The 23877-nt window shown below is 56.1% G+C and carries 21 protein-coding genes; 2 read left to right on the top strand and 19 right to left on the bottom strand.

Annotated features, from left to right (window positions below; translation table 11 throughout):
- Positions 1-363 carry a BlaI/MecI/CopY family transcriptional regulator gene (locus GSF01_RS09855; protein ID WP_159883411.1) on the bottom strand — a complete coding sequence of 121 codons (363 nt, stop codon included), beginning with the start codon at positions 361-363 and terminating at the stop codon, positions 1-3.
- Positions 364-621: 258 nt separating this feature from the next.
- Here GSF01_RS09855 and GSF01_RS09850 point away from each other — a divergent pair, with 258 nt between their 5' ends.
- A complete protein-coding gene (locus tag GSF01_RS09850) occupies positions 622-951 on the top strand; it encodes a DUF4097 family beta strand repeat-containing protein (protein WP_159883409.1) in 330 nt (109 codons plus the stop codon).
- A gap of 475 nt (positions 952-1426) precedes the next feature.
- On the opposite strand, the gene tatA is transcribed toward GSF01_RS09850, so the two are convergent.
- The 15 genes from tatA to GSF01_RS09775 all read right to left on the bottom strand — a co-directional run bounded on the left by tatA (position 1427) and on the right by GSF01_RS09775 (position 19554).
- A complete protein-coding gene (gene tatA / locus GSF01_RS09845; RefSeq protein WP_159883407.1) occupies positions 1427-1615 on the bottom strand; it encodes a twin-arginine translocase TatA/TatE family subunit in 189 nt (62 codons plus the stop codon).
- A gap of 87 nt (positions 1616-1702) precedes the next feature.
- On the bottom strand, positions 1703-2344 hold the full coding sequence (locus GSF01_RS09840; RefSeq protein ID WP_159883405.1) for a YdcF family protein: 642 nt from the start codon (positions 2342-2344) through the stop codon (positions 1703-1705).
- 19 nt (positions 2345-2363) lie between these two features.
- Positions 2364-3041, bottom strand: coding sequence for an alpha/beta hydrolase (locus tag GSF01_RS09835; RefSeq protein WP_159883403.1), 678 nt, complete (start codon positions 3039-3041; stop codon positions 2364-2366).
- Positions 3042-3148: 107 nt separating this feature from the next.
- Positions 3149-3847 (bottom strand): peptidylprolyl isomerase, encoded by a 699-nt coding sequence (locus tag GSF01_RS09830; protein WP_159883401.1) that lies wholly within the window; start codon positions 3845-3847, stop codon positions 3149-3151.
- Between the two features lie 116 nt (positions 3848-3963).
- Positions 3964-6819, bottom strand: coding sequence for a transglycosylase domain-containing protein (locus GSF01_RS09825; protein ID WP_159883399.1), 2856 nt, complete (start codon positions 6817-6819; stop codon positions 3964-3966).
- Between the two features lie 161 nt (positions 6820-6980).
- Positions 6981-7223: an RNA chaperone Hfq gene (gene hfq / locus GSF01_RS09820; protein ID WP_159883397.1), complete on the bottom strand. Its 243-nt coding sequence runs from the start codon at positions 7221-7223 to the stop codon at positions 6981-6983.
- Positions 7224-7245: 22 nt separating this feature from the next.
- Positions 7246-8214: a tRNA (adenosine(37)-N6)-dimethylallyltransferase MiaA gene (miaA, locus tag GSF01_RS09815; protein ID WP_159883395.1), complete on the bottom strand. Its 969-nt coding sequence runs from the start codon at positions 8212-8214 to the stop codon at positions 7246-7248.
- Entirely contained in the window at positions 8205-8975 is a 771-nt protein-coding gene (locus GSF01_RS09810) for a class I SAM-dependent methyltransferase (protein WP_407945758.1), read from the bottom strand. Before GSF01_RS09810 ends, miaA begins: the two co-directional genes overlap by 10 nt.
- An 8-nt stretch (positions 8976-8983) precedes the next feature.
- Positions 8984-10999 carry a DNA mismatch repair endonuclease MutL gene (mutL, locus tag GSF01_RS09805; protein ID WP_159883391.1) on the bottom strand — a complete coding sequence of 672 codons (2016 nt, stop codon included), beginning with the start codon at positions 10997-10999 and terminating at the stop codon, positions 8984-8986.
- Positions 11000-11059: 60 nt separating this feature from the next.
- Complete coding sequence (locus GSF01_RS09800; protein ID WP_159883389.1) at positions 11060-12514, bottom strand: S41 family peptidase; 1455 nt, start codon at positions 12512-12514, stop codon at positions 11060-11062.
- Positions 12515-12597: 83 nt separating this feature from the next.
- Positions 12598-15447, bottom strand: a complete 2850-nt coding sequence (mutS, locus tag GSF01_RS09795; protein WP_159883387.1) for a DNA mismatch repair protein MutS — start codon at positions 15445-15447, stop codon at positions 12598-12600.
- Positions 15448-15621: 174 nt separating this feature from the next.
- Positions 15622-17064 (bottom strand): putative amidoligase domain-containing protein, encoded by a 1443-nt coding sequence (locus GSF01_RS09790; RefSeq protein ID WP_159883385.1) that lies wholly within the window; start codon positions 17062-17064, stop codon positions 15622-15624.
- A gap of 179 nt (positions 17065-17243) precedes the next feature.
- Positions 17244-17807: an outer spore coat protein CotE gene (locus tag GSF01_RS09785; protein ID WP_159883383.1), complete on the bottom strand. Its 564-nt coding sequence runs from the start codon at positions 17805-17807 to the stop codon at positions 17244-17246.
- 132 nt (positions 17808-17939) lie between these two features.
- Positions 17940-18896: an aromatic acid exporter family protein gene (locus GSF01_RS09780; RefSeq protein WP_159883381.1), complete on the bottom strand. Its 957-nt coding sequence runs from the start codon at positions 18894-18896 to the stop codon at positions 17940-17942.
- 91 nt (positions 18897-18987) lie between these two features.
- Entirely contained in the window at positions 18988-19554 is a 567-nt protein-coding gene (locus tag GSF01_RS09775) for a TetR/AcrR family transcriptional regulator (RefSeq protein ID WP_159883379.1), read from the bottom strand.
- A gap of 223 nt (positions 19555-19777) precedes the next feature.
- Between GSF01_RS09775 and GSF01_RS09770 the strand changes: the two genes are divergently transcribed.
- A complete protein-coding gene (locus GSF01_RS09770; RefSeq protein WP_159883377.1) occupies positions 19778-20746 on the top strand; it encodes an ABC transporter substrate-binding protein in 969 nt (322 codons plus the stop codon).
- 215 nt (positions 20747-20961) lie between these two features.
- On the opposite strand, the gene GSF01_RS09765 is transcribed toward GSF01_RS09770, so the two are convergent.
- Genes GSF01_RS09765 through GSF01_RS09755 form a run of 3 tightly spaced genes read right to left on the bottom strand, consistent with a single transcriptional unit; the run spans position 20962 to position 23727 of the window.
- On the bottom strand, positions 20962-21798 hold the full coding sequence (locus GSF01_RS09765) for an ABC transporter permease (RefSeq protein ID WP_235941383.1): 837 nt from the start codon (positions 21796-21798) through the stop codon (positions 20962-20964).
- Positions 21788-22666 (bottom strand): ABC transporter ATP-binding protein, encoded by an 879-nt coding sequence (locus tag GSF01_RS09760; RefSeq protein WP_159883375.1) that lies wholly within the window; start codon positions 22664-22666, stop codon positions 21788-21790. The genes GSF01_RS09765 and GSF01_RS09760 overlap by 11 nt, the downstream gene beginning before the upstream one ends.
- A 26-nt stretch (positions 22667-22692) precedes the next feature.
- Entirely contained in the window at positions 22693-23727 is a 1035-nt protein-coding gene (locus tag GSF01_RS09755; RefSeq protein WP_159883373.1) for an ABC transporter substrate-binding protein, read from the bottom strand.
- Positions 23728-23877 lie beyond the last annotated feature (150 nt).

The raw sequence follows: 23877 nt of genomic DNA, 5'->3' as shown, positions 1-23877 counted from the left end.
TTACACCTCCTTATGTTCATCAATCAGCTTTTTCAGCTCCTCCGCCTGGCGGTTACTTAATTTTTTCCCTCCCATAAACGCTGTTAAAAATTTAGGCAATGACCCTCCATAGGTATCTTCAACAAAACGTAAGCTTTGATTTGCGTAGTATTCATCCTTTGTAATCAAAGATGAAACTACTGAATTTTTATTTTGAAAAAACCCTTTATCGCACAACTTTTTCAGCACGGTATAGGTTGTGGACTTTTTCCAATTCATTTCTTTTTCACATAGTTTCACAAGATCACCAGAACCAATCGGTTCGTTTTGCCAGATTAAATCGGTAAACTTTACTTCGCTTTCTGTAAGTTTGTATCCTTTCATTTTACCCCTCCTCGGTCTATAAGATATCGACCATATTTATAGTCTATAAGTTTTAGACCAAATGTCAATAGTAATCATCAGCGGATATTGAGTCACTTGAAGCTACCTTGCTTATGAACAATAATGGACCGGTAATTGTTACAGATGAGGGGAACAAAAAATCAAAATTCGGCTTAAGAATGATATCAAACGCATGTTAATATCAGGAAAATGCCTCAGCTATCCATCCGTATTCCGACCAATTATGAGGGAAAAGTAATGATTGAGGGTTCTTCCGGCAGCGTAAAGATAAAAAATCTGAACACGAATAAACTCGATATTAAAGGAAGCAGCGGAAATGTATCGCTTGACTATTTAGAAATAAATGGAGACATAAATGTTTCTATTAAAAGTGGCAACCTCCTTTTTAATCTTGAAGACAAAGACTCCAATATACACTGGCTTTTGCAATCAGGTAGTGGAAGACGATCTGTTGCTATTCCTTTGGAAAACCGTCAACAAAATAACAGAAAGACACAGGGACAAACGGGGGATGGCTCATTTAATGTGCAACTGCAAACAACTTCTGGCAATATAACAATTAAATAAAACATCTTAAATGGCTCTAGCATTTACATGCGGATTAGCATTTCTGCTTCCACTCTTATCGCAACTTTATGCTTTACCATTAGCGATGATACGGTTCACCGCGTTGTCTGTAATGGCAAGCTATATTATTGCTGCGTTTTAGCATCCTGAATAGCAAAAGAAAGTAGCCACGGAGACCACTTCCTTGCGTAGGTATTTTTTGAAACCCTGAACAAAAGCCCCAATCATTTTAACGCAGTTGCTTCGTTCTTAACCAATTGTTCTGGAAAAGCTAACCTAAAAATCCCGAGCAGCGTGCTGCTTTATGTTATACCCCGAAATCACTTACTCCCGTTAGCTCAAAGCTTTTGCCGATTTCCCTAGAGAACGGAACAGCAAAAAGCCGCCGCAGACTGCAAAATCGCAGGGTCCGCGAACGGCTTATCCTTGTAGGGTGCTGCTTCATCCGGCATGACGCCCAGTGTAAAGAAACAACTTACGACTTCTTCTCTTCTTTATTCTCTTCCTCTTTATCCCCGGACGTCAAGCCGCGGGTAGATTCCTTAAATTCCGTAAGCGTCCGTCCGACCGCTCGGCCGAGCTCAGGAAGCTTGGACGGACCGAACAGGAGAAGAACAACGACAAGAATCAGTAACAATCCGCCGATTCCGATATTGAATGGCAATGTGCTCACCCCGTTTCTGGGAGTACGTCTTTGTTAGCATTATAGCATAATTGCAGTAATATTAACATCTTAGCGCCTTCCCCGCCATCAGCCCAGCGGCTCCCGGCCGACGGCGAGCTGCAGTTTATCCCACTCCCACTTATAGATGGCAAGCGTTTCACGGGACCTGTGCCAGGACATCATCAGGACGTCCGAGTCCATAGGCGACGCTACCGGATCCCGATATCCCAGATAGCGGGCAATGTCCAGCGCACGCAGCGCATGATACCGATGGGTAATGATAGCCGCCGAGCTCCAGCCATGCCGCTCCATAACCGCTTGGCTGAATTTCAAGTTTTCATAGGTGCTTCGCGATGCCTGCTCCAGCGCGATATGTTCGGCAGCTACTCCTTTTCTGACGAGATAATTGCGCATACCTTCCGCTTCGCTTATCAGCGAATCCTCATGATCGTACCCTCCGCTGACGATAAGCCGTGGAGTGACCCCGCTCAGGTACAGCTTGACGGCACGATCCAGTCTCTCCTTCAGCGCCGGGCTGGGCTCATCTTGCCACAAAGCCGCCCCAAGGACGATCCCGACATCTACAGGGTCAAGCGGCTTGTCCGGCATAGCACTCATCTGCCACTGTATGCCGCCTACCCCCAGGATAGCCATCAGCAAGCCAAGGGCAAGCAAGCGGACCGCCCGACCGGCAGCCCGCCTCCATCCGATACGATCCTTCCGTCCCATAATTCGCTCCTATCTCCTATTAAAAGGTATGGCTCGGAGAGAGAAATCGACCGACCGACCGAAATACCTCCGGCGCATCGGGTTCAAAGCAGAGCATATGCCGGGACTGAGCAAAGTAAACGAGCTCCTTGTCTCCCTGAAGCCGGTTATAAATATAACGAGCGCTTCGGGGATGAACGATCTGATCCTTCTGCCCTTGGGCAATCAAGGTCGGCACAGCGACTCGTCCGAGCTCGCACTGCTTGGCGTAACGGGCCAGTTTCATAAACTGAAAAGTGGCCGGAAGGGGAACTTTCTTGACACGGCCCCAGTGCTCCCAATCATGCTCCTTTATCCGTTCGGCCAGATCCCGGATCAGCATCATCGGACTGACGTAAATGGCGGCTGCATTCAGCATCACGAGACGCCGTACAGGAAACCGGTTCGCTACATAAGCGGACAGCAATCCCCCCATCGAGAAACCGATGACATCCATCGTCGTATATCGGCGGCTCATCTCATAGGCTTCGCCTGCCGCTGCATCAAGCCAGTCTCTCCAGCTAACCCGGCCTAATTCATGCAGCTCCTGATCATGACCCGGGAGCGTCGGCACCCGGCACTCGTATCCAAGGCTCCGTAAATACTCGGCAAGCGGCTCCACTTCGAAGGGACCGCCTGTAAATCCATGCAGCAGCAGACAGCCGTGCTTCTCCATCATCCCTCTCTCCTTTCATTAGACGGCAAACAGCTTGGATTCGTTTCCTTCTCTCTGAAATCATAAAACCCGAAAGCAGCGTGATCATGTCTCACGCTGCTCCCCGGGACTTACTTTTCTGTGATGGCGATCGACTGAATGACGATTTTTTCCGTTGGAACGCTTGGCACTGGGTCGCCACCTGCTGTTACCGGTGTTGCGGCGATCTTTTGAATCGTGTCCATGCCCTCGGTCACTTTGCCGAATATCGTGTATTTAGGATCTCTATTCAAGTTTTTGCTGTCTTCCCCGGTACAAATAAAGAACTGGCTTCCGTTCGTATTCGGTCCGCTATTCGCCATGGCGACAATTCCCGGCTCATACTTGCGCGACGTTTTGAGTTCGTCCTCGAACTTATAACCCGGACCTCCCGCGCCATTTCCTTTCGGGTCGCCCGTCTGGATCATGAACGACTGGATGATCCGATGAAACACGACGTTATCATAGAAGCCTTCTCTGGCCAGAAACACAAAGTTGTTGACCGTCTTGGGTGCTTCCTTCGGGTACAACTCGATGGTAAATGTTCCCTGGGACGTGGTTACGGCTGCTTTATACGTCTTGGCAGCGTCGATCGTCATCGCTGGAGGAGAAGTCCAGCTCTTTGGCTTTTTTGGCTCGGTTTGCCCGTTCTGCGCTGGCGTATTGGTACCAGCCCCGGTATTAGTCTGGTCCGCGGGCGCTGGCTTCGTCCCGCAAGCCGAAACTATTCCTGCCAGAAGCAAGGATGTTAGCGCGAGTCCGATAGTCGTACGGGCGAGTCTGATCTTCATCGTTAGATTCATCTCCATCTGAGTCTTGTTGTTTGCTTCGCCAAAATTATACTACAGAAAGGGACTGGAATAAAATGCACACCATTTGTCTCATTGCGGCCGGGCACCCCGATCCATTAAGGGACCGGATTGCCCGCCGGCGGAGTACCGGCTGATCCGCCTGTTCCAACTCCGCTTCCCGTGCCAGTTCCGGCGCCTGTTCCGGTACCTGTGCCTGTGCCAGTTCCAGTTCCAGTAACAGTACCAGCGCCCGCTCCAGTTCCAGTTCCGGTTCCTGTACCAGTTCCAGTTCCGGTGCCGGTGCCGGTGCCGGTGCCGGTGCCGGTGCCGGTTCCAGTTCCGGTTCCTGTACCAGTGCCAGTACCAGTTCCAGTTCCTGTACCAGTGCCTGTTCCTGGAGTCGTACCCGAACCGCTGCCACTGCCTGCCCCGTTGCTGTTGCCGTTGCCGTTGCTGTTGTTGTTACCGATTCCGTTTCCGTTGTTGTTGCCGTTGCCGTTGTTGTTACCGATTCCGTTTCCGTTGCCCATACCGCCACCAGTCCCTGTGCCCGTGCCCGGAGTCGTTCCTCCCGGTCCTGTCACACCGCCGCCCGGCTGGCCTGCGCCAGGCAGCTGTCCGCCCGGAGCGTTCGGGTCTATCGGCTCGTTGCCGTCATTCGGCAGCCCGGGCATCACCGGATTAGCAGGATCCCCTACCGTCACGCTGACCACGTTGGAGCTTCCTCCCGCCACGTTGTTCTCAGGATTGACCGAGACAACCATGTACTCGTACGTATCCGGTTGAATCGCCGTGATATCATTGACCTCTGTCAGCGTCGTCGTGGTGATCGGTTCCTTCGGGAACTCCTCCGACTTGCTGTCCTTGCGGAACACCTGATACGTCGTGCCCTCGCCGACTCCGGTCCAGCTAAGCTTGACCTTACGCCCCTCGGCCACATATTCCCCCTTCAGGTCGCCGACCGTTTTCGGCGGTTCCTTCAGGTCTTGAACGCCCTCCGGCTTCGTGAACTTGGTCATCGGCTTCTTGGCCAGCGACTTCTGCATCACTTCCTTGAAGATCGCCGCAGGCGCGCCGCTGCTCATCGAAACGTAATGCTTCGTATCGGTTTTGTCAAAGCCCATCCAGACGGCCGCTGTCCATTCCGGCGTGTACCCGACGAACCACAGATCGCGATTATACTTCTCCAGCCCCTTCAGCTCCAGCTGGGTCGACCCCGTTTTGCCGGCTACCGGACGGTCGAATTTGGCTGCCGTACCCGTACCCCCGGGCTCCACGACCGTCTGCAGCATCTGCGTCATATTCCAGGCTGTCTTGGCGCTCCACACGGAGGTTTTCTCCGGCTTCACCTCTACGCGAATACCGGTATCGTCGACGATTTTATTGATGGCATGAGCGGTAACCACGCTCCCATTGTTTGGGAAAGAGGTATAGGCCTGCGCCATCTGCAGCGTCGTAACCCCATGCGTCATGCCGCCCAGCGCTATAGCCAGGTTGCTGTCGCCTTTATCGTCGAACGGAATCCCAAGTTTTTTCACATAGGACTTGGCCTTGCTTACTCCGACATCATTCAACACTTCGACCGCCGGAATATTGGCCGAGCGCTTGATCGCTTCGATCATCGTTACTTCTCCGCGGTAGACGCCATCCCAGTTTCGCGGCGAGTACCCGTTGAACGAACGCTGCTCATCCTTTAGACGAGAATACGGCGAATATTTCCCCAGCTCCAGAGCCGGCGCATAGGAGATCAGCGGTTTGAAGGAGGAGCCGGGCTGCCGGGGCTGCATCACCGCGCGGTTCAACCCGCGAATCTGATAATCTCTGCCGCCGATCATCGCCACGATGCCGCCATCCGTATTGTTCAGAATGACCATGCTGCTCTGCATCTTCTGCGACGGTCCGTCCTTCTGGAAGAACTTCGCATTCGCATAGGTCTGCTCCATGATGCTTTGAGCGTTCGGATCGAGGTTCGTGTAGATATGATATCCGCCCCGCAGCAGCTGGTCCTCATCGAATCCGTGCATCTCCTGCGCTTCGCGCAGCACATAGTCGATGTAAGTCTGATACTGCTCCTTGGCCTCGGAGGCCTTCATCACATATTCGACATCTGCAGCCTCGGAGCGTTGCTGCTCCGTAATATAACCCTGGTCGGTCATGAGCCGCAGAACGACGGCGCGGCGCTCCTTGGATTTCTCCGGATTGTTGATCGGATTATACGTATTGGGCGCTTTGGGCATCGCGGCCAGCGTAGCGACTTCCCAGATCTCCAGCTGATTCAAGTCGCTCTTGCCGAAGTAAGCCTTGGAAGCCGCCTTGATCCCGTAAGCCCGGTTGCCAAAATAAATCCGGTTCAAGTAAAAAGCCAGGATCTGTTCCTTTGAATGATTCCGCTCAAGCGCCATCGCGATGGATACCTCGGTCGCCTTGCGGAAGAAGGTTTTATCCGAGCCGACGAACACGTTTTTCGCCAGCTGCTGCGTGATCGTACTCCCGCCCTCTACCATGCTTCGGGCCATGATATCCTTTACCAGCGCCCGGCCGATACCAAGCAAGTCGATACCGACATGCTCGTTAAAGCGTTTATCCTCCGTCGCGATGAACGCATCCTTGACGAGCTTAGGAATTTCCTTCTCATCCACGCTTTCGCGGTTCTCGACCTTTAAGGTGCCGATCTCATTCTCATTGATGTCATAAATAAGCGAAGCCTCGCTGAATTCCAGCTTATTAATATTTGCTTTATAGATATCTTCACCGTTGATGATTACGAAAATATAAACGCCCATTGCGCATAATGCGGCAAGGCTGCCTGTGATGAACAGCGCCAGGATGATCTTCCCCACACTTGTTTTTTTCTTTTTCTTCTTGCTTCCTCCCTTGGCGCTGCCCTTGGTACTGCCGCTCCCCTTGGTGCCGCTTGATGAAGATCTTTGCTTCGGCGCTTGGCCCGGTGTCTGCTTGCCTGTTCCCGTCATGCCCCGACTCCCTTTCTGTGTCTGTTTGACTGAATATTAACCTGATGTTTCGTCAACTCAAACAAAGAACAACCCAGGTACGGGTTGCTCTTCGTGGGTTCTATGCGAATAGACGTGATTCGATGGCAAAAAGTTGCTCGCAGGTTTGCGCGGGTTATCCCTTACTCCCCTGCAGGGTCTTGCTGCTGCATCAACGAAACGGCCCGCTGCGGGGTGAATGTCGATATCGCATGCTTGTAAACCATTTGCTGGCGGCCTTCGCTGTCGATGATGATCGTAAAGTTATCGAAGGCGCGGATCACTCCGCGGATCTGGAATCCGTTTGTCAAATATACGGTGACCGGAATGCTTTCCTTGCGCAATTGGTTCAAAAATGTGTCCTGAATGTTAATCGACTTGTTCATCAATGGGCCCCCTCGGTTATAGTTAACGGTCCAGATTAAGTTTAGTTGCTATTATACCACGAACGGCATGCAACTGGGTAGAAAAATCTGCCATTTCGCTCACGTTCACCCATTCGATATCCTTCATATGGCGGAACCAGGATAGCTGCCTTTTGGCAAAGTGACGCGTATTTTTTTTCAGAAGATTCGTTGCCTCCGCAAGCGTCAGGCGGCCTTCCAGATAGGCTACCATCTCCTTGTAGCCAAGTCCTTGCATAGAGAGCGCGGAAGTATCTACGCCGCGTTCGAGCAGCCCGCTTACCTCCTCCACAAGGCCTTGCTCCAGCATCAGATCGATTCGTTCTTCAATACGTTTATATAGTATAGCTCTATCCATTGTCAACCCGACGATGCACAATCGGTAGGGCGTCGTCCTTTTCTGCCGCCCGAGCTGTTCGGACATCCGCTCACCCGTCAGCTGGAAGATTTCAAGCGCTCGAATAACCCGCCGCACATCGTTCGGATGGAGCCGCTGAGCGGACTCGGGGTCGATCTCCCGCAGCCTTTGATGCAGAGCTTCGGCGCCCTGGAGATCCGCGATCCGCTGCATCTCGTCCCTGAAGGCTTCATCCGATCCGGTTTCGCTGAATTGATAGTTATAGCAGACGGATTCGATGTACAAACCGGTCCCGCCGACGATGAACGGAAGCTTCCCCCTTCCGTCGATATCGCGGATCAGAGGCACGCTTCTATCCTGGAATTCGGCTACCGAGAATGGTTCGTTCGGATCATGAATATCGATCAGATGGTGCTTGACGGTCGCCAGCTCCTCGCTGGACGCTTTGGCCGTCCCGATATCCATGCCGCGATAAACCTGCATAGAATCGCCTGATATGATCTCAGCCTCGTAATGCTGAGCCAGCGACAAGCTCAGCTTCGTCTTGCCTACAGCCGTCGGCCCGACCAGCACCAGCAGTCTGGGCCTTGCCGGCGGCTCTTCTGCTACGAACATCTTATCACTCCATATGCAATTTTTGTCGAAGGACGCCGTTCTACGTGGAAGCCGAGCCGCTCGAACTCCCGGCTGTCCCGATGCTCCTTCAACACAACAACCCGGCGGGCCACCCGCTTCGCTTCATTCACCGCTTCGAGGGAGAGCTCCCGGTCATCGGCAATCCCGCGAATCGCGCGGATCGAAGCCGATTCCGTGATCGGCTTCCGGAACATGGGATCGAAGTACACGATATCGAAGCTATCGTCAGGCTGCGACCGAAGAAATTCAAGATGATCCACCGTCTGAACATCGATTCGGCGCATCGCTTCGTTCAACCCGGGCACATCGGAATGATAGGTCTTTATGCCCTCCGAGAGCAGATAGCCCGGGACTTCCGCGCTTTCCAGCGCCGTTACGGCTCCTAGCGGACCGACAGCGAACGAAAAGACGATGGAATCGGAGCCAAGTCCCGCTGTGCAATCGACAACCCGGTCTCCCGGCCTGGTGCCGCACAGCTCCAGAAGAGGGTCCCGGTCTCCTTTCAACAGGCGCTTGACCCGGATGCTGGCCGTGCTGGGATGAAAAAAAAGCGGTTGACGGCCGGCATGATGGAACTCCAGCCGTTCCTTGGTAATAACCAATATGTCCTCTTCGCCGAAGCGTTCGCGCAGCTGAGCCAGCGTCATCTGCCGCCTTTGCAGGCTGCGTCCGCCAAACTTCAGAGCCAGCGCCCTTGCCTGCTCTTGCTGCTCGCCGTTCGGCTCATAGGAAGTCGTCACGAACAACGCTACATCACCCTCTTGAACATTTTCTCCAGCTCATAGGTCGAGAAGCTGACCACGATCGGCCTGCCGTGAGGACAGGTATAAGGATTGCGGCATGCGGCCAGACGATCCAGCAGCACTTCCATCTCCAGCGTTCCCATCGCTTGGTTGGCCTTGATCGAGGCTTTGCAAGAGCACATAATAGCCGCCTTCTCGCGGAATTTGCCGATATCCACGAGCTTCTTCTCGGACAGCAGCCATTCGATCATCTCCTCGATCAGCGACTGCTCTTCCCCTGGCGGGAGCCAGTGCGGATAAGCTCTGACAAGAAAGGAAGCGCCCCCGAACGGCTCCAGATAGACGCCCGCCTGCTCCAGCTGCGGCAGCTTCTCCTGCAGCCTGCCCGCCTCCGCGGCAGTAAACTCCAGGGTGATCGGCACGAGCAGCTCCTGGCTGGCCTCGGCCGGCTTCCCGAACATCTCATAATAGTGCTCATAGTTGATCCGCTCGTGTGCGGCATGCTGATCGATCAGGAACAGCCCCTCTTCGTTTTGCGCCACCATATACGTCCCGTGCAGCTGCCCGATCGGGCTGAGCCTTGGGAAAGCAGGCAGCGGAGGCGGCACGGCTTCCTCGCGCGGCGTCAGCGAACGCGCGAGCGCCTCGGAGGCGGCGGCCGCATCGCGGCCGGACGGCCTGCTCTCGGAGCGCGCGCTTGGCCTTGGCTCATAGCGGGCTTCCCGCTGTACCGAGTCTTTCGCGCCGAAGGAATCGGATCGCGGAGTGTCGGTCTCCGCAAATCCCTGATTGGTCCGTGCATAGAGCGTACTTTCATTACTGCCGTGAACGGCCGCCCCGAGTGAAGAATCTGACCCGCCCCCGCCAGAATTCGCCTGCCAGCGGGACTCGCTTGTTCCTGCGCTGCCCGACGCGGCTTCGGTCCGCTCGGGCGAACGGCCCGGCTGCTCGCCGCGATACAGCTCCAGCTGCTCCTGCACAAGCGCCTCGCGCGGCTTGCGGACAGCCCCTTGTCCCGCTTCGGGAATAAGCCGCTGCCGGGACAGCACCGAGCGGGACTCCCGCTCGACGAATTGCATCAGCTCCTGCTCCTTGCTGAAGCGCGCCTCCAGCTTGGCCGGGTGGACATTCACATCGATCAGCGCCGGGTCCATCTGCAGATGCAGCACGGCGATCGGGTACCGATTGATCGGCAGCAGCGTGTGATAGCCTTGCAGTAGGGCAAGCGCCAGCGTGTAATTCCGGATGTAGCGCCCATTGATAACCGTCGTAATTCCCCCGCGGTTGGCACGGGTCAGCTCCGGCTTGGAGATAAAGCCGGTCAGCTTATAATCCAGCGTCTCCCCTTCAAGCTTCAGCATCGAACGGGCGACGGCCGTCCCATAGATGGCGGCCACGGTATTCAACAGGTCGCCGTTGCCGAGCGTCTGAAGCAGGGTGTTGCCGTTATGCTTCAGGGTGAAGGCGATGCCGGGGTGAGCAAGCGCGAGCCGATACATATAATCGGTAACATGGCCAAGCTCCGTCTGGATCGTCTTCATATATTTTAACCGTGCCGGCGTGTTATAGAACAGCTCCCTCACCGCGATATCGGTTCCCCGGGAAGAAGCTTTGTCAGACTTGTCGACGAGCGTGCCGCCTTCGATGACGATGCGTCTGCCGAGTCCGCTCGTATTCGCGCAAGTAACCAACTCCACCTTCGCCACGGCCGCAATACTCGGCAGCGCCTCGCCACGGAAGCCCAAGGTGCGGATCGCAAACAAATCATGGGCACTGGCAATCTTGCTCGTCGCGTGACGGAGAAATGCCGCCTCTCCATCCTCAGGCTCCATCCCATAGCCATTGTCGGTCACCCGGATGAGGGCGAGTCCGCCTTCCTCGATCGACACGTCGACCCGTGTGCTGCCGGCATCGACCGCATTCTCGACCAGCTCCTTCACGACGGAGGAGGGCCTCTCCACGACCTCGCCGGCAGCGATCTGGTTCGCAATATGATCGTCTAAAAGTTTGATGTTCCCCATCTTCGCCGCTCCTTACCCTTTATTGCCTGTTTATGTCCGCTTCACACCTTCTGGAAGCTTTTATCTGCCCAGCTTCAGGATCTGTCCATCGTCGCTCCACTTCAGCGTTTTGAACGCTTCGGCCGCCTGAGCCAGACTGATATACATCGTGCCGTCCCGCAGCTTGCCGCCCGCGCCTTCAGGCGTATAGACGACCGAGCCATCGGCAGACAGGAGCTGAACGGATGAGGCCGCCGCATTCCATTCCACTTTTGCGCCGAGCACCGCTGCGAGCACGCGTGCCGGGACGTACGTCAGGCCGTTCTCGCGAAGGATGCGGAACGAATCCTCGACGGGATGGCCGTTAACGGACAGATTGATCCGCTTAAGCTCCAGCGAGATCGAGCCGACGCCCGCGGTCCGCAGGGCAGTCAGCAGCTCGGGAGTCGCTCCGCCTTCCACCGCAATGTCCGGCTCCAGACCGACGGCATTCACTTTCCGCTGATTCGGCGTCAAGTATTCCTCGACCGTGACCTTCAGCGCGCCGCCATGATCCAAGGGAATGACATTTTGTACGCTGCCTTTGCCATACGTTTTTGTACCGATAGCCGTAGCCGCCTTGTAATCTTGAAGCGCCCCGGTCAGCACTTCGGAAGCGCTGGCGCTGCTACCGTTTACCATCATAAAGACAGGGAAAGACTGAGTCGTCCCCCCGGAGAACGTCACCGGCTCATCCAGACCGTTACGATTCTTGGTATGAATCAGCGTGCCTTCCTTGACGAAAAGTCTGGCCATTTCCTTGGCTGTATCCAGCAGCCCGCCCGGGTTATCCCGAAGGTCCACGATCAGGCTCTTGATCTCGCCCTGGGATTTGAAAAAATCCAGCATCACCGATACCTGTTCATCCGCATCGCTCGAGAAGCTCGTCACCCTGATATAAACGACGCCCCCGTCATAACGCTGCCCCGTTACGACAGGCACTTGTATCTGCTGCCGTTTCACGGTTTTCTCGATCGTAACGCCGTCCCGGATAAGCTGGAGCGTCACTTCCGTCCCCGGCTCGCCCATAATGCGGGAGGTCGCTTCGCTCAGCGGGGCGCCAACGACTGACTGGTCTCCTACCTTGACGATAACATCGCCTGTTTGAATACCTGCCTGCTGCGCAGGACCGTCGAACACTTGAGCGATATAGACGCCATCGGGCTGCTGGCTTACCCGTACGCCGATGCCCACGTAGCGATTGGCCACGGAATTCTCGAATTCCGTCAACTGCTCCGGAGTGAAATACTGCGTATAAGGATCCCCCAGCGATTCGATCATCGCCTGGATCGCCGCGTCGGACAGCTTCTGCGCTTGCGGCGCGCTCACATGCTGGCTCTCCAGCTTTTCCAGTACTTCCTTGGCACGCTCTGCCGGGCTGCCTCCGATGACCAAAGTTGCCGCATCCGCCGGCAAGGCGGCAGGCAGGACCAACGTCAAGCTCAATACGGCCGCAGCCGTCTGACGCCAAACGTATCCTTTATTTAGCAATTTCATAAGTTCAGCTTCCTCTTCTCTCTATTGAAATGCAGCTTGCTAGCCATCCGGTCGGTCTCAAGCTGTCATACGCTCCTGCGTCTTTAGCCGGACAACTGCTTCTTTAGCTCGTAAATCAAATTCATTGCCGTCATCGGCGTCATATTCATCAGATCCGCAGCGCGAAGCTGCTCCAGCACCTTGTCCGCCTTGACGTCCCTCTTGGACGGCTTGTCGGGAGATGCGACCTCGGCGGGAAATAAACTGAGCTGGATCGCGTTTCGATCCGAATCTTCCCTGGACTCCGCCTGCACTGGCTCCTGCACCTGCGCTTGGTCCTCTCTTGCAGGCTCTCTGGCAACTTCTCGGCCAACTCCTCGTGCAGCCTCAAGCGGAAGCCCCGATACGTCTCTGTCCGTTTCAGCTCCGCCTAGTATCTCGCCGCCTGCAGGGGGCCGGATGCGGGAGCTTGGAGAGGAACCAACGCCAGCGAGCTCTGTAGTCGCCGAAGTCTGGCGTTCGCCCTGCCCAAGCTCCGTCCTCGCCTCGAAGGCATGGAGCAGCTCGTAAGAGCGGTCGATGATGGAGCCGGGCAAGCCGGCGATCTGAGCGCAGTAAATCCCGTAGCTGGTATCCGCCGCACCGGGGATCAGCTTGCGCAGGAACGTCACGTTCTGTCCGCTCTCCTTCACCGCCATACAGCCGTTGCGCAGGTCGCGAAGACTGTCCTCCAGATGAGCCAGCTCGTGAAAGTGGGTCGACACCAGCGTTTTGCAGCCGATCCGGTCATGAAGAAACTCGATCACCGCCTGGGCGATAGCCATCCCTTCGCCGGTGGACGTGCCGCGTCCCAGCTCGTCGATGATGACCAGACTCTTCGCCGTTGCCTTCTCGGTCATTACCTGGATATCCATCATCTCGACCATAAAGGTGCTCTGGCCGCCGATCAGATCGTCCGCTGCTCCGATCCGGGTAAAGATCCGGTCGATGATCGGCACGACAGCCCGCCTGGCGGGGACGAAGCATCCGATCTGAGCCATGACGCTGATCATCGCAACCTGGCGCATATACGTGCTTTTGCCGGCCATATTCGGACCGGTGATGAGCAGCATGGAGCCGCCGTCGCGCGTCAGGGACGTATCGTTGGCGATGAACGAGCCGTCCTCCAGCACCGCCTCGACGACCGGATGCCGGCCTACCTCGATCTCGAGACCGTAGAACTCCCCTATCTGCGGTCGGCTGTACCGCTGGGCTGCGCTTACGTGGGCGAGCGACTGGTAGACATCGATCGTCGCGATCAGGCCAGCCAGCCCCTGAAGCCGCGAGAGATGCGCGACCAGCTGCTCGCGAAGCTGTGTGAACAGCTCATACTCCAGGTCGACCATGCCTTCCTGGGCTTCCAGAATGAGCGTCTCCTTCTCCTTGAGCTCCGGTGTAACGAAGCGTTCCGCGTTGGCCAAGGTCTGCTTGCGCTCGTAGCGCCCCTCTTCCAATGCCGATAGATTGGACTTGGTGACCTCGATGAAATAGCCGAACACTTTGTTGTAGCCGATTTTCAGCGATTTGATGCCGGTACGCTCGCGCTCCTGACGCTCCAGCTCAGCCAGCCATTGCTTCCCGTTCGTATTGGCCTCCCGGAGCTGGTCCAGCCGCTCGCTGACGCCGGGCCGGATCATCCCTCCGTCTCGCACGGACACGGGAGGCTCGTCCACGATCGAGCTTGCGATCAGCTCCTGAAGATCCGCGCACGGGTCGATTCTCGCCGCCAGCGCAGCCAGCGTAGCCGAGCCGCTACCCGCACACAGCTCGCGCAGCTGCGGCACCTGGGCAAGCGAGCAGCCCAGCGCGACCAAGTCCCGCGCATTGGCGCTGCCATAGGCGATCCGCGCGGTGAGCCGCTCCAGATCGTACACATCCTTAAGCGACTGCTTCAGCTCGTCGCGCAGAATCAGCTGATGGTACAGACGGTCGACCGCCTCCAGCCGCTCCTCGATCAGGGAAGCCTGCATCAGCGGCTTTTCGATCCATTTGCGCAGCAGCCTGCCGCCCATAGCCGTCACCGTTTTATCCAGCAGCCACAGCAGCGAGCCCTTCTTCGAGCGGTCCCTCACCGTCTCGACAAGCTCCAGGTTACGCCGGGTGAACGGGTCCATCATCATAAACTGGTCGGGCTCATACACGCGGATATGCTTGATGTGGGCGAGCGAGCGCTTCTGGGTCTCCTGCAAATATTCCATCAGCAGACCGAGCACAGCTTTGCCGCCTTCGGGCAGCGAATCAAACTGCTTGTCCGGGAAGTAGGCCGTAAGCGGCTGCAGCCTGTCTCCGTCTCCGCCTTCGCCGGCCGCTCCCAGCCGCCTCTCCGTCAGAACAGCGGTCCGCAGAAAAGCGGACGTCCCCGAGCGGATCTGCTCCAGCAAACCGCTTTCGCCCAATATTTCGGACGGATTGTACACGTTAAGCTCGTCCAGCAGACGCTCTGCCGAGCCGGTCAGCCGCGTCACATACAGCTCGCCGGTGGACAGGTCGCAGGCGGCCAGTCCATAGCCCGCTTCATCCGCCAGAACGGCGAGGATATAGTTGTTGGCCGTCTCGCTGAGCGACCTTGTATCCATCACGGTTCCCGGCGTGACGATCCGCACAATCTCCCGGCGTACGACGCCTTTCGCCTCGGCCGGATTTTCCACCTGCTCGCAGATGGCGACCTTATAGCCCTTCTCTACCAGTCTGGCGATATAGTTGTCGGCCGAATGATAGGGAACGCCGCACATCGGGATTCGTTCCTCTGCCCCTCCGCCCCGGCCGGTCAGCGTGATTTCAAGCTCACGTGCCGCCAATATCGCATCTTCGAAAAACATTTCATAGAAATCTCCCAGCCGGAAGAATAAAAAAGCGTCCTTCGCCTCTTCTTTAATGGCAAGGTACTGCTCCATCATGGGCGTATATTTGGCCATTCTCCATCCTCCAACACTCATGCCTCGGGGACAGGCGGCGCCCGGTTCTGGCCGCGCGAGAGCGGCACCCGCTCTCCGTTGTCCGGTATGCTCATGCCGCCCTGCGCGCCGGGCCACAGCGCCCCCGCTAGTTATCTATTAGTATATCATGAAAATCTTGAGAACACCCGTTTCTTATAGGAACGGAGCTATTTTCCACTTGGGCCGGATGTCGTCCTTCTCGCTCCACGAGCGCATCTGCAGCATCATCCGGCGGAGAGGAAGCAGATACGATTCCAGCGCTTCATAACCTCTAAGCTTTTCCAAATCGTTCCAGAGCGCCGGCACTAGGGGGCGGATGCGCGCTTTATCGCTTTGGTAGTAAGCCTTGACCGTCTCATACTCGCCGAGAGGTCTGCGCTTCAGCAGCGGATAATGCTCGGCTGCAAGCTTGGCAAGAGCCAGCACTCCCTTAGCTACCGAGGGGGATACCATCCAGCTGGGCAGCACCCGGTATTCGAAGCCGCCGTGACGCTGCCGCCGGAAATCCCCCAGAAAGCCGTACTCCGGCTTACGGGCGGACGTCGTCATGTCCTCGAGAAGAGTGAGCGGCAGCGCGACATAATTATCCAGGACGCGCAGCAGCTGCACATCCAGCTCGATCCCGCTGAAGTGGATGTGCCCCCCCAAGGGAAACCCCCGTACCGGCATGCCGCCCGCAACCCAAGTCAGCTCGGCATCGGTAATCCGTTTGGCGGCCAATTGCATCGTTCGATGCAGATGCGTGATCAGCTTCCGTACATCCGTGCTGGGGGCCGGTCGCAGCTCGGCCAGCGGAAATACTTTGCGTCGGCTGGGCAGCACGATCGCATCGCAGCCAAACGGGCCTTCCCGGCCGACGAATTGGGAAGCGAATCTTACTTTCCCCCGCTCGTTCAGCAGCAGAAACTCGGGGTCGGCTCCGAGCATGACCTCGCGGCTGGCGCCGCTCTCGAATTCCCGCGCCAGCCGCTGGCCGAAGAGGTTGATCGCCTGGGCGAACAGCTCGGCCAGGCGCGGGGTCAGCTTGGGGATCGGGTCGACTCCCCGAACGGAGAGCGTAGCGTCCGTTCGCACACCGACCCGCACCACGCCGTAATCCAGACCAAGCGCATACAGGCTCCGGATCGCCAGTCGCAAAGCGCGGGTGGCGTAATATCCGGGCTGCTCAAGACCTATCTCCGTGTAGTCTCGATCCTCCCGGGGCCGAACCGGGTGGCCGGCTAACCTGTCCCCCCCGTAGAAGACCCCGTTTCCTGTACGGTGAAACACCGTGAGCGCTTTAAGGTGAAACACCGGCACGATATATTCATGCGTCCACCGCTCCCCTTCGCCATCGCCGCCCTCGATCTCCGCCGCTGTATTCAGGCCGTGCAGCCGGAGCAGCTCGGCGGAACGCTGCGGCTGCAGCGCTGCCAGTATGCTCTTGACCGGCTGCAGGGCTGCCGCCTCCCCCTTGTCCGGGTGATAGGCCCCCCAATAAATCAAGCGGCGTTCCTCCGCGCGGCCCTCCGGCAGCTTGACGCCATGCGGGATGACCAGGCCCGAAAGCAGCTCATCGAGGCCCGGTTCATTGGAATGGAGCAAAAAAGCGCGCATACCGCCCCTCCTCTGCCGCCATAGTGAAGACGGCCATGATGTACCGCTCCCGCCCGTTCGATACCGGGACGGATCAAGCCTAATTTGCGGCAAAAGCCGCCCGGAAACAAAAAAGAGGGCTGACGCCCTCTGCCGAAATGAATCCAACAGGCATATACTGCAGTACTATCGGATTCGATTCAGCCCAGCTCGTCGTCAAGCAGATCCGGGTCGAGATCCTCAAAGTCGCCGTCGTCGGTGCCGAAGTCCACATGCTTATCGTCAAAATCTTCGCTGCCGTTCGGGCTTACCACCACCCAAACCTTCGTCTCTGCGATCATTTCCACCTTAAATTCCCGCTCTACGCGGATCAGCACGCTAGCTCCGCTGGAGGAGATGCTCGCTTCCACGCAGTTCGGTTCCTGGGTGGCGATAGCGGCCACTTCAGCCGTCGACGACTTATGTCTTTTGTCCAAGTAATGAAGCGGTACGACCTCCACATAGGATACCGTCTCCTTGGCCACATCGGTCTTGGTGTTCCGGTCGTAGGAATACCAGATGTTGATGTCGTAAGTACCCACTACCTCCACGTTTTCCCCAGCCTTAACCGCGTCATATTGGTTGTTGATAATCCAAGCGCCCAAAATACTGGTCGGAGCATGAGGCGGAGTGACCGTGTTGGTTACCTGGGAAAATTTACGTCCTTTGCCGCAGACAGCCTTCGTATAGATCTCTCTGACTTGCAAGTCTTTATCTAATGACATCCTTCTAACCTCCTCCATACAATCATTCCATACATTTGTATGCAGGACAGTCGTCTAGTGTGATAACTTTTTTTCGCATTCCGCTTCCGATACAGGCACGGGCTCCTCCGCAAGCGCCCGGATGCCTCCAAGCTAAGCCTTGGCGCCCACCGGGCGCTTTTCTTTTTTGGCAGCATCCAGGAAGACCTTCAACTCCTCCACCAGCTGAAGCAGAGCTGCGCGGATTTCGAATTCTTCCCTCGTCCCCGGAAGGGCCATGCGCCTGAACTCTTCTTCCAGCCGCATCAGTTCCCTTTCGGACCTGCCCGTATAGTGGGGAATCTTCACATCCTCGCTCAAGCCTTCGAAGATAACGGCCAGCAGCTCGGCATGAGGCAATGTCTGATAAATACGGGCGACCAGCTGCGTCATTCTTCCGATGCCTTCCAGCTGGCGTTCCCTCATATAAAAGTAAACGCTCCAGCCGGCCCTTTCCTGGGCCAGGCTGTTCTCGGTTTTTCTCATAGCGGCGTCCTTCGCTTTGCGCAGCAAATCTCCGCTGTCCAGCAGCTCCTTACCGCTCCATACATAGGAGCTGTCCCGCAGATGGCGGGATAGCTCGATGAAGATGCGGGCGTAGAGCCCCTCCAGGTCCGAGCGATACTTCAGAAGCTGCTTGTCCTCCTTCGGCATATACATAATGTTGATCAAAGTCGCCGTCCCGAGGCCGACCGCCAGCAGCGCTATCTCGTTAACGACCAGCTCCAGGCTAACGTCCCGGGCTGCGAACAAGTGAAACATGACGACCGAGCTCGTCACGATGCCGTCCTTCAACTTAAGCCGGCTTAGGACGGGATATAGCAGCAGGATATAAAGACCGATGACCCAGACGTGAAAGCCTAGCAGAAGAAACAGTCCGACGCTGAGCAGCAAACCGCATAGGGAAGCGGCTATTCGTTGCAGCGAGGTCGCAATACTTCGTTTTTTAGTCACATCGACACCGAGCACGGCGAGCAAGCCCGTCGATAGCGGTGAGGCGAGCCCGAGCGCCTGAGCGATATAAATAGCGATTATGACAGCGATCGCCGTCTTGATTATGCGGATTCCCATCTGAACTCCCACGCCTTCTGAGGAAAAGTATTGTCAATCATCTTACTCCTTCGCCTCAGGTCTGACAACCATTTTAGCGAGCTTAGCTCTTCTACAAGTAGGACCGGATCGATACACTCATCTCGCTGACCAATCCGCCGATTTCTTCTGGCGTCAGGTGAAAGTCGTTCAGCGTCCATTCGATCAGCATCAAGTGGACGATCGAGGATAACGACTTATGCGCATAGAAGCGGTAGGTTTCCTCTACGCTCCCCTTCGACTCGTGCTTGGCCATGGCGAACAGCCCGTCGAAATAATCGCAGATGCTTTTATAAATAAGCTGTCGGATATTCCGGTCCTTTGTCTTGATGTTATAGATCAAGGCCGCGGGAGCATGGCTTGACCACTTTCGGAACAATTGAATGAACATCTTTTCATTGAACACAGCAGCTTCCCCGACATCCTGCCACATGCCCTTCAGGAATTGATCCAAAAATTTCAGTAAGATCTCATCCTTGTCCTGATAATTCCGATAAAAGGTTTGCCTTGCAAGTCCCGCCCGCTCGACAATTTCAGTTATTGAGATATGGGAATACTCTTTTTTCTCCATCAGCTGGAATAAAGCGGTTTGAATCCATTCTTGCGATCGTTGAGCTAGCTTGCCCTTCTGCTCGCCCAAAGTGTGACACATCCTTTCTTCTGTCTATTTTACTGAATATCGCCCCCGCAAGCATTGCATGAAAAAAGCTTTTCGTTTAATGTTACAAGTATATCATATGTTACATATGTAACATGATCTGTCGCATACTCCTGCTCGATATCGAACAAGGAAGAAGTCTGCGCGCATTTAAGTGATAATGATATTCATTATCGCGTCGATGCAGAAGGAAGGGGTAGTAAGAATGGTTAGCATTAAAAAGAAACTCGCAGTAACCTTATTGACCGCAATGTCTCTGCTGGCAGCCGCCTGCGGCAATCAGCAAACGGTCCAGCCCGCCGACGTCAAGAAGGACGAGGCTGTGGTTCGCACCATCCAGCACGCGATGGGCGAAACGACGATTACCGGGACGCCCCAGCGTATCGTAGTGTTGACGAACCAAGGGACCGAATCCTTGCTGGCATTGGGCATCAAGCCGGTCGCCGCCGTTAAGTCATGGATTGGCGATCCTTGGTTTGACCATATCAAGGACCAAATGACCGACGTGCAGGTCGTTGGCGATGAAACGCAGCCCAATCTGGAGCTGATTGCCAGCATGAAGCCAGATTTGATCCTCGGAACCAAAGTCAGACAGGAGAAAGTGTACCCGCAGCTGAGCCAAATCGCGCCTACGGTATTTACCGAAAATCTCGGCGACAGCATGATCGATAACTTTAAGCTCTATGCCCAGGCTTTAAACAAAGAAACCGAGGGCATGGCGGTTCTAGATAGCTATGATCAAGCCGTGGCACAAACGAAGGCGGCCCTTGGGAATAAGACAAGCATGCGTGTATCCCTAGCCCGATTCCAAGCTGGAAAAGTACGCGTCTACTATAAGAACAACTTTGCCGGAGTGGTCCTGGATCAGCTAGGCTTCGCACGGCCTGAGGCCCAGAACAAGAACGAGTTCTCCGCCGATATTACAAAGGAGCAAATCACCGTACTGGATGGCGATGTCTTTTTCTACTTCACATCCGACCGCGACGGCGAAACCGGCGCCTCCAAAACAGCCGATGAATGGCTGAACAGTCCTCTGGGACAAAACCTGAGCGTCGTAAAGAACCAACGGGCCTTCCTTGTGGATGAACCGATATGGAATACATCCGGGGGGATTATCGCTGCGAAGCTGCTGATCGAGGACATTAAAACGAGGTTCGATAAACTGAGTCTGTAAGCGGCAAAGCTTGCCAACTAATTAGACTGATACGATTTCTCGCTCCGTCCCCTCCGCATTTGCGAGTACGCATCGGGGAACAACGGCAGATAAGAGCAAGAACCCGGCGCCGCGTGCTGGGTCCTTGCTTTTTCATCCTCCCCTTAAGCTGCTTCTTGAGCACCCGATGCTTACGAGGCGCAGCCAAGGCCCCTCGCACGACAGCCCTTATGCCCTCACCTTCGCACCAGCTTGCCCTCCAGATACGAGACCCCTTGGTACATGACCGTGGCGGCCAGCGCGATGACGACCACGCTTCCGATAACCAAAGTGAAGTTAAACACCTGGAATCCGTAGATGATCAGATAGCCGAGCCCCTGCTTCGAGACCAGAAACTCCCCTACGATGACGCCGACCCACGAAAGACCGACATTCACCTTAAGCGTCGAGACAATCGTCGGGTAAGAAGCGGGCAGAATCACCTTCTGAAACACCGTCCGGCGCGCAGCTCCGAACAGCTGGACCACCTTCAGCAGCTGAGGGTCGACTTCCCGGAAGCTGGTATACACGACCAATATCGTAATGATAACGGTTATAGACAGCGTCGTAGCCACGATGGACAGCGCACCGGGCCCTAGCGCCACGATGAACAGAGGGCCTAGCGCCACCTTCGGCAGACTGTTCAGCACGACGATATACGGATCGAGAACACGGGACAAGAACGGGGAAAACCAGAGTAGAGCAGCAACGGCGGTCCCGACCAACGTGCCCAGCACAAAGCCCACGATCGTCTCCCATACCGTAACTGCCGTATGAAGCGGCAAGGAGCCGTCCAGTGTCTTCTCATAGATCATGACGGAGATCCGGCTCGGGGAGCTGAACAGGAGACCGTCGATCCACTTCAGCCGGGCCGCCGCTTCCCACACGAGCAGAAACAAGGCGAGCAAAGCCGCCTGGGCGAAGCGGACCTGCCTTGTTCTTCTACGCTCCTTCTGCCTGTAGGAGTCGTATACCCGGCTCGTCAGAGACTGCATCTCATCATCGCCTAGCGGCCGTTTTCCCTCATCCTCCATCGGGAACCCCTCCCTTCTCCCCGTGCATCTCGATCTTCTCTATCTTCTCTATCTTCTCGATCTTCTCCATCTGTTCGAACATCCCCCATAGCGATCGGAACAGCTCATGGAAGCCTTCCTTCTCGCGCGCATCCAGCGGCAGCGCGCTGCGGATCGGCTCAGGCACCTCTACCTCGGCAAGCACCCGGCCAGGCCGGGGCTGAAGTACGATGATCCGGTCACTCATCGCGATCGCCTCGGATATATCATGGGTGACGAGAACGGCTGTCTTTCCTTTGGCCTTCAGGGTATCGACGATCAGATCCTCCAGCTGCAGCTTGGTCTGATAATCGAGCGCCGAGAACGGCTCATCCAGCAGCAGAATGCCGGGCTGGGCAGCGAGCGTACGTACAAGCGCCGCTCGTTGGCGCATTCCTCCCGACAGCTGCTGGGGGAAGGCGTGCCGGAAGCCCTCCAGCCCCATCTCTTCCAGCAGCACATGGATATATCGGGTGGATGACGCGTTCTTCCGGCCGAGCAGCTCCAGCCCCAAGCTGACATTTTCCTCTATCGTCCTCCAGGGAAACAGGTAATCCTGCTGCAGCATATAGCCGACCTGAGCGGTCGGTCTGTTCACCGGCTCTCCCATCACCTTCACTTCACCCCTGGTTGGAGACAGCAGCCCGCTGATGAGCGACAGAATCGTCGTCTTCCCGCAGCCGCTTGGGCCGATAATGCTGACGAATTCGCCCGCCCCGACGCGCAGATCGATACCGGTCAGAGCCGGGTAAGCTCCCTTACTATTCACATAGACATGAGAGACCCCGACTAATTCGATGGCAGCTCTGTCGGCATTCGTCTCTACCGTCGTGTTCGCATTCGTCTTCACCGTCTCCCCCCCTGTCGCCTGGACGCTTATGGCTTGACGGTCGACTTCGCCTTCTCCGCAAAGCGGTTATCGACCAGCTTGCCGTACTCTGCCCGCTGCTTCAGCTCGCCGGCCGCTTCCATCACATCCTGCAGATTGTTCCATTCCGTCTCGTCCACGATCCCGTCCGCAGCGAATGAACCCTGATCTTTATAGCGTTTGACGACTCCCGCAATGACTTCCTTGTCAGTGTCCGGGAAGAAAGACAGGATCGCCTCCGTAATCTGCTCCGGCGTCGAGGTTGCGACCCAGAGCTGCGCTTTCTGCACGGCATTGGCGAACCTTTGCACGGTGTCGGGCTGCTTGGTCATATAGCTCTTCTTGGTCATAAATACCGTATAAGGCAGATTGCCGCTTTCCACGCCGAAGGAAGCGATGACATAGCCCTTGCCCTGTTTCTCAAACATCGTGGCTTGCGGCTCGAACAATTGCACGTAGTCCCCGGTCCCGGAAGCGAAGGCCGTAGGAATATTGGCGAAATCCACATTTTGCAGCAGGTTCAGATCCTTCTTCGGGTCAATTCCATGCTTTTTCAACGTAAATTCTCCGGCCATCTGCGGCATGCCGCCCTTTCTTTGCCCCAGAAATGTCGAGCCCTTCAACGATTTCCAGTCAAACTCCCCCTGCGGCGGTTTGCGCGACACAAGAAAGGTGCCATCGGTCTGAGTCAGCTGAGCAAAGTTCAGTACCGGATCGTCGCTGCCCTGCTGATGGACGTAGATCGAGGTTTCGGAGCCGACCAGCGCCACATCGATGCCGCCTGAGAGCAGCGCTGTCATCGTCTTGTCGCCTCCTGCCGTCGTCGTCAGCTCAACCTCCAGCCCCTGCTCCTTGAAGAAGCCTTTGTGAATCGCGACATACTGCGGAGCATAGAAGATGGACCTCGTCACTTCGCCGATCCTTACCTTCACCGCACCCTCCTTCGCTCCCGGGCCGCACCCCGCCAGCAGGACCATCGCCGCCAGCACGCCGGACATCGCCAAGGCCAGCGCAGCTCCGCTGCGGCCGAATCTTTTATTCATAAGCCAGTCCCTCCCCGTGTTCACTCCCTGTAGAAGTCATTGGCAGAATATGCATCCGCCCAGCGAGTGGTGCGGGGTCTCGCCAAATAAAGACATGCCCTGTGCCGCCCCTCATCCGCATCGCCTTCTCGGCCCATGCCAAAAAAAGGC

It is taken from the genome of Paenibacillus puerhi (genome assembly GCF_009846885.1).
Taxonomy (GTDB): domain Bacteria; phylum Bacillota; class Bacilli; order Paenibacillales; family NBRC-103111; genus Paenibacillus_G; species Paenibacillus_G puerhi.
Note: the sequence above shows the minus strand (reverse complement) of the source record. Positions and strands in the feature narration are given on the sequence as shown.

Excerpts from the sequence above, each read along its gene's own strand:
- GSF01_RS09855 (WP_159883411.1), bottom strand. The coding sequence starts at position 363 with ATGAAAGGATACAAACTTACAGAAAGCGAAGTAAAGTTTACCGATTTA.
- GSF01_RS09850 (WP_159883409.1), top strand. The coding sequence starts at position 622 with ATGATTGAGGGTTCTTCCGGCAGCGTAAAGATAAAAAATCTGAACACG.
- GSF01_RS09840 (WP_159883405.1), bottom strand. The coding sequence starts at position 2,344 with ATGGGACGGAAGGATCGTATCGGATGGAGGCGGGCTGCCGGTCGGGCG.
- GSF01_RS09835 (WP_159883403.1), bottom strand. The coding sequence starts at position 3,041 with ATGATGGAGAAGCACGGCTGTCTGCTGCTGCATGGATTTACAGGCGGT.
- GSF01_RS09830 (WP_159883401.1), bottom strand. The coding sequence starts at position 3,847 with ATGAAGATCAGACTCGCCCGTACGACTATCGGACTCGCGCTAACATCC.
- GSF01_RS09825 (WP_159883399.1), bottom strand. The coding sequence starts at position 6,819 with ATGACGGGAACAGGCAAGCAGACACCGGGCCAAGCGCCGAAGCAAAGA.
- hfq (WP_159883397.1), bottom strand. The coding sequence starts at position 7,223 with ATGAACAAGTCGATTAACATTCAGGACACATTTTTGAACCAATTGCGC.
- miaA (WP_159883395.1), bottom strand. The coding sequence starts at position 8,214 with ATGTTCGTAGCAGAAGAGCCGCCGGCAAGGCCCAGACTGCTGGTGCTG.
- mutL (WP_159883391.1), bottom strand. The coding sequence starts at position 10,999 with ATGGGGAACATCAAACTTTTAGACGATCATATTGCGAACCAGATCGCT.
- GSF01_RS09800 (WP_159883389.1), bottom strand. The coding sequence starts at position 12,514 with ATGAAATTGCTAAATAAAGGATACGTTTGGCGTCAGACGGCTGCGGCC.
- mutS (WP_159883387.1), bottom strand. The coding sequence starts at position 15,447 with ATGGCCAAATATACGCCCATGATGGAGCAGTACCTTGCCATTAAAGAA.
- GSF01_RS09790 (WP_159883385.1), bottom strand. The coding sequence starts at position 17,064 with ATGCGCGCTTTTTTGCTCCATTCCAATGAACCGGGCCTCGATGAGCTG.
- GSF01_RS09785 (WP_159883383.1), bottom strand. The coding sequence starts at position 17,807 with ATGTCATTAGATAAAGACTTGCAAGTCAGAGAGATCTATACGAAGGCT.
- GSF01_RS09780 (WP_159883381.1), bottom strand. The coding sequence starts at position 18,896 with ATGGGAATCCGCATAATCAAGACGGCGATCGCTGTCATAATCGCTATT.
- GSF01_RS09770 (WP_159883377.1), top strand. The coding sequence starts at position 19,778 with ATGGTTAGCATTAAAAAGAAACTCGCAGTAACCTTATTGACCGCAATG.
- GSF01_RS09765 (WP_235941383.1), bottom strand. The coding sequence starts at position 21,798 with ATGGAGGATGAGGGAAAACGGCCGCTAGGCGATGATGAGATGCAGTCT.
- GSF01_RS09755 (WP_159883373.1), bottom strand. The coding sequence starts at position 23,727 with ATGAATAAAAGATTCGGCCGCAGCGGAGCTGCGCTGGCCTTGGCGATG.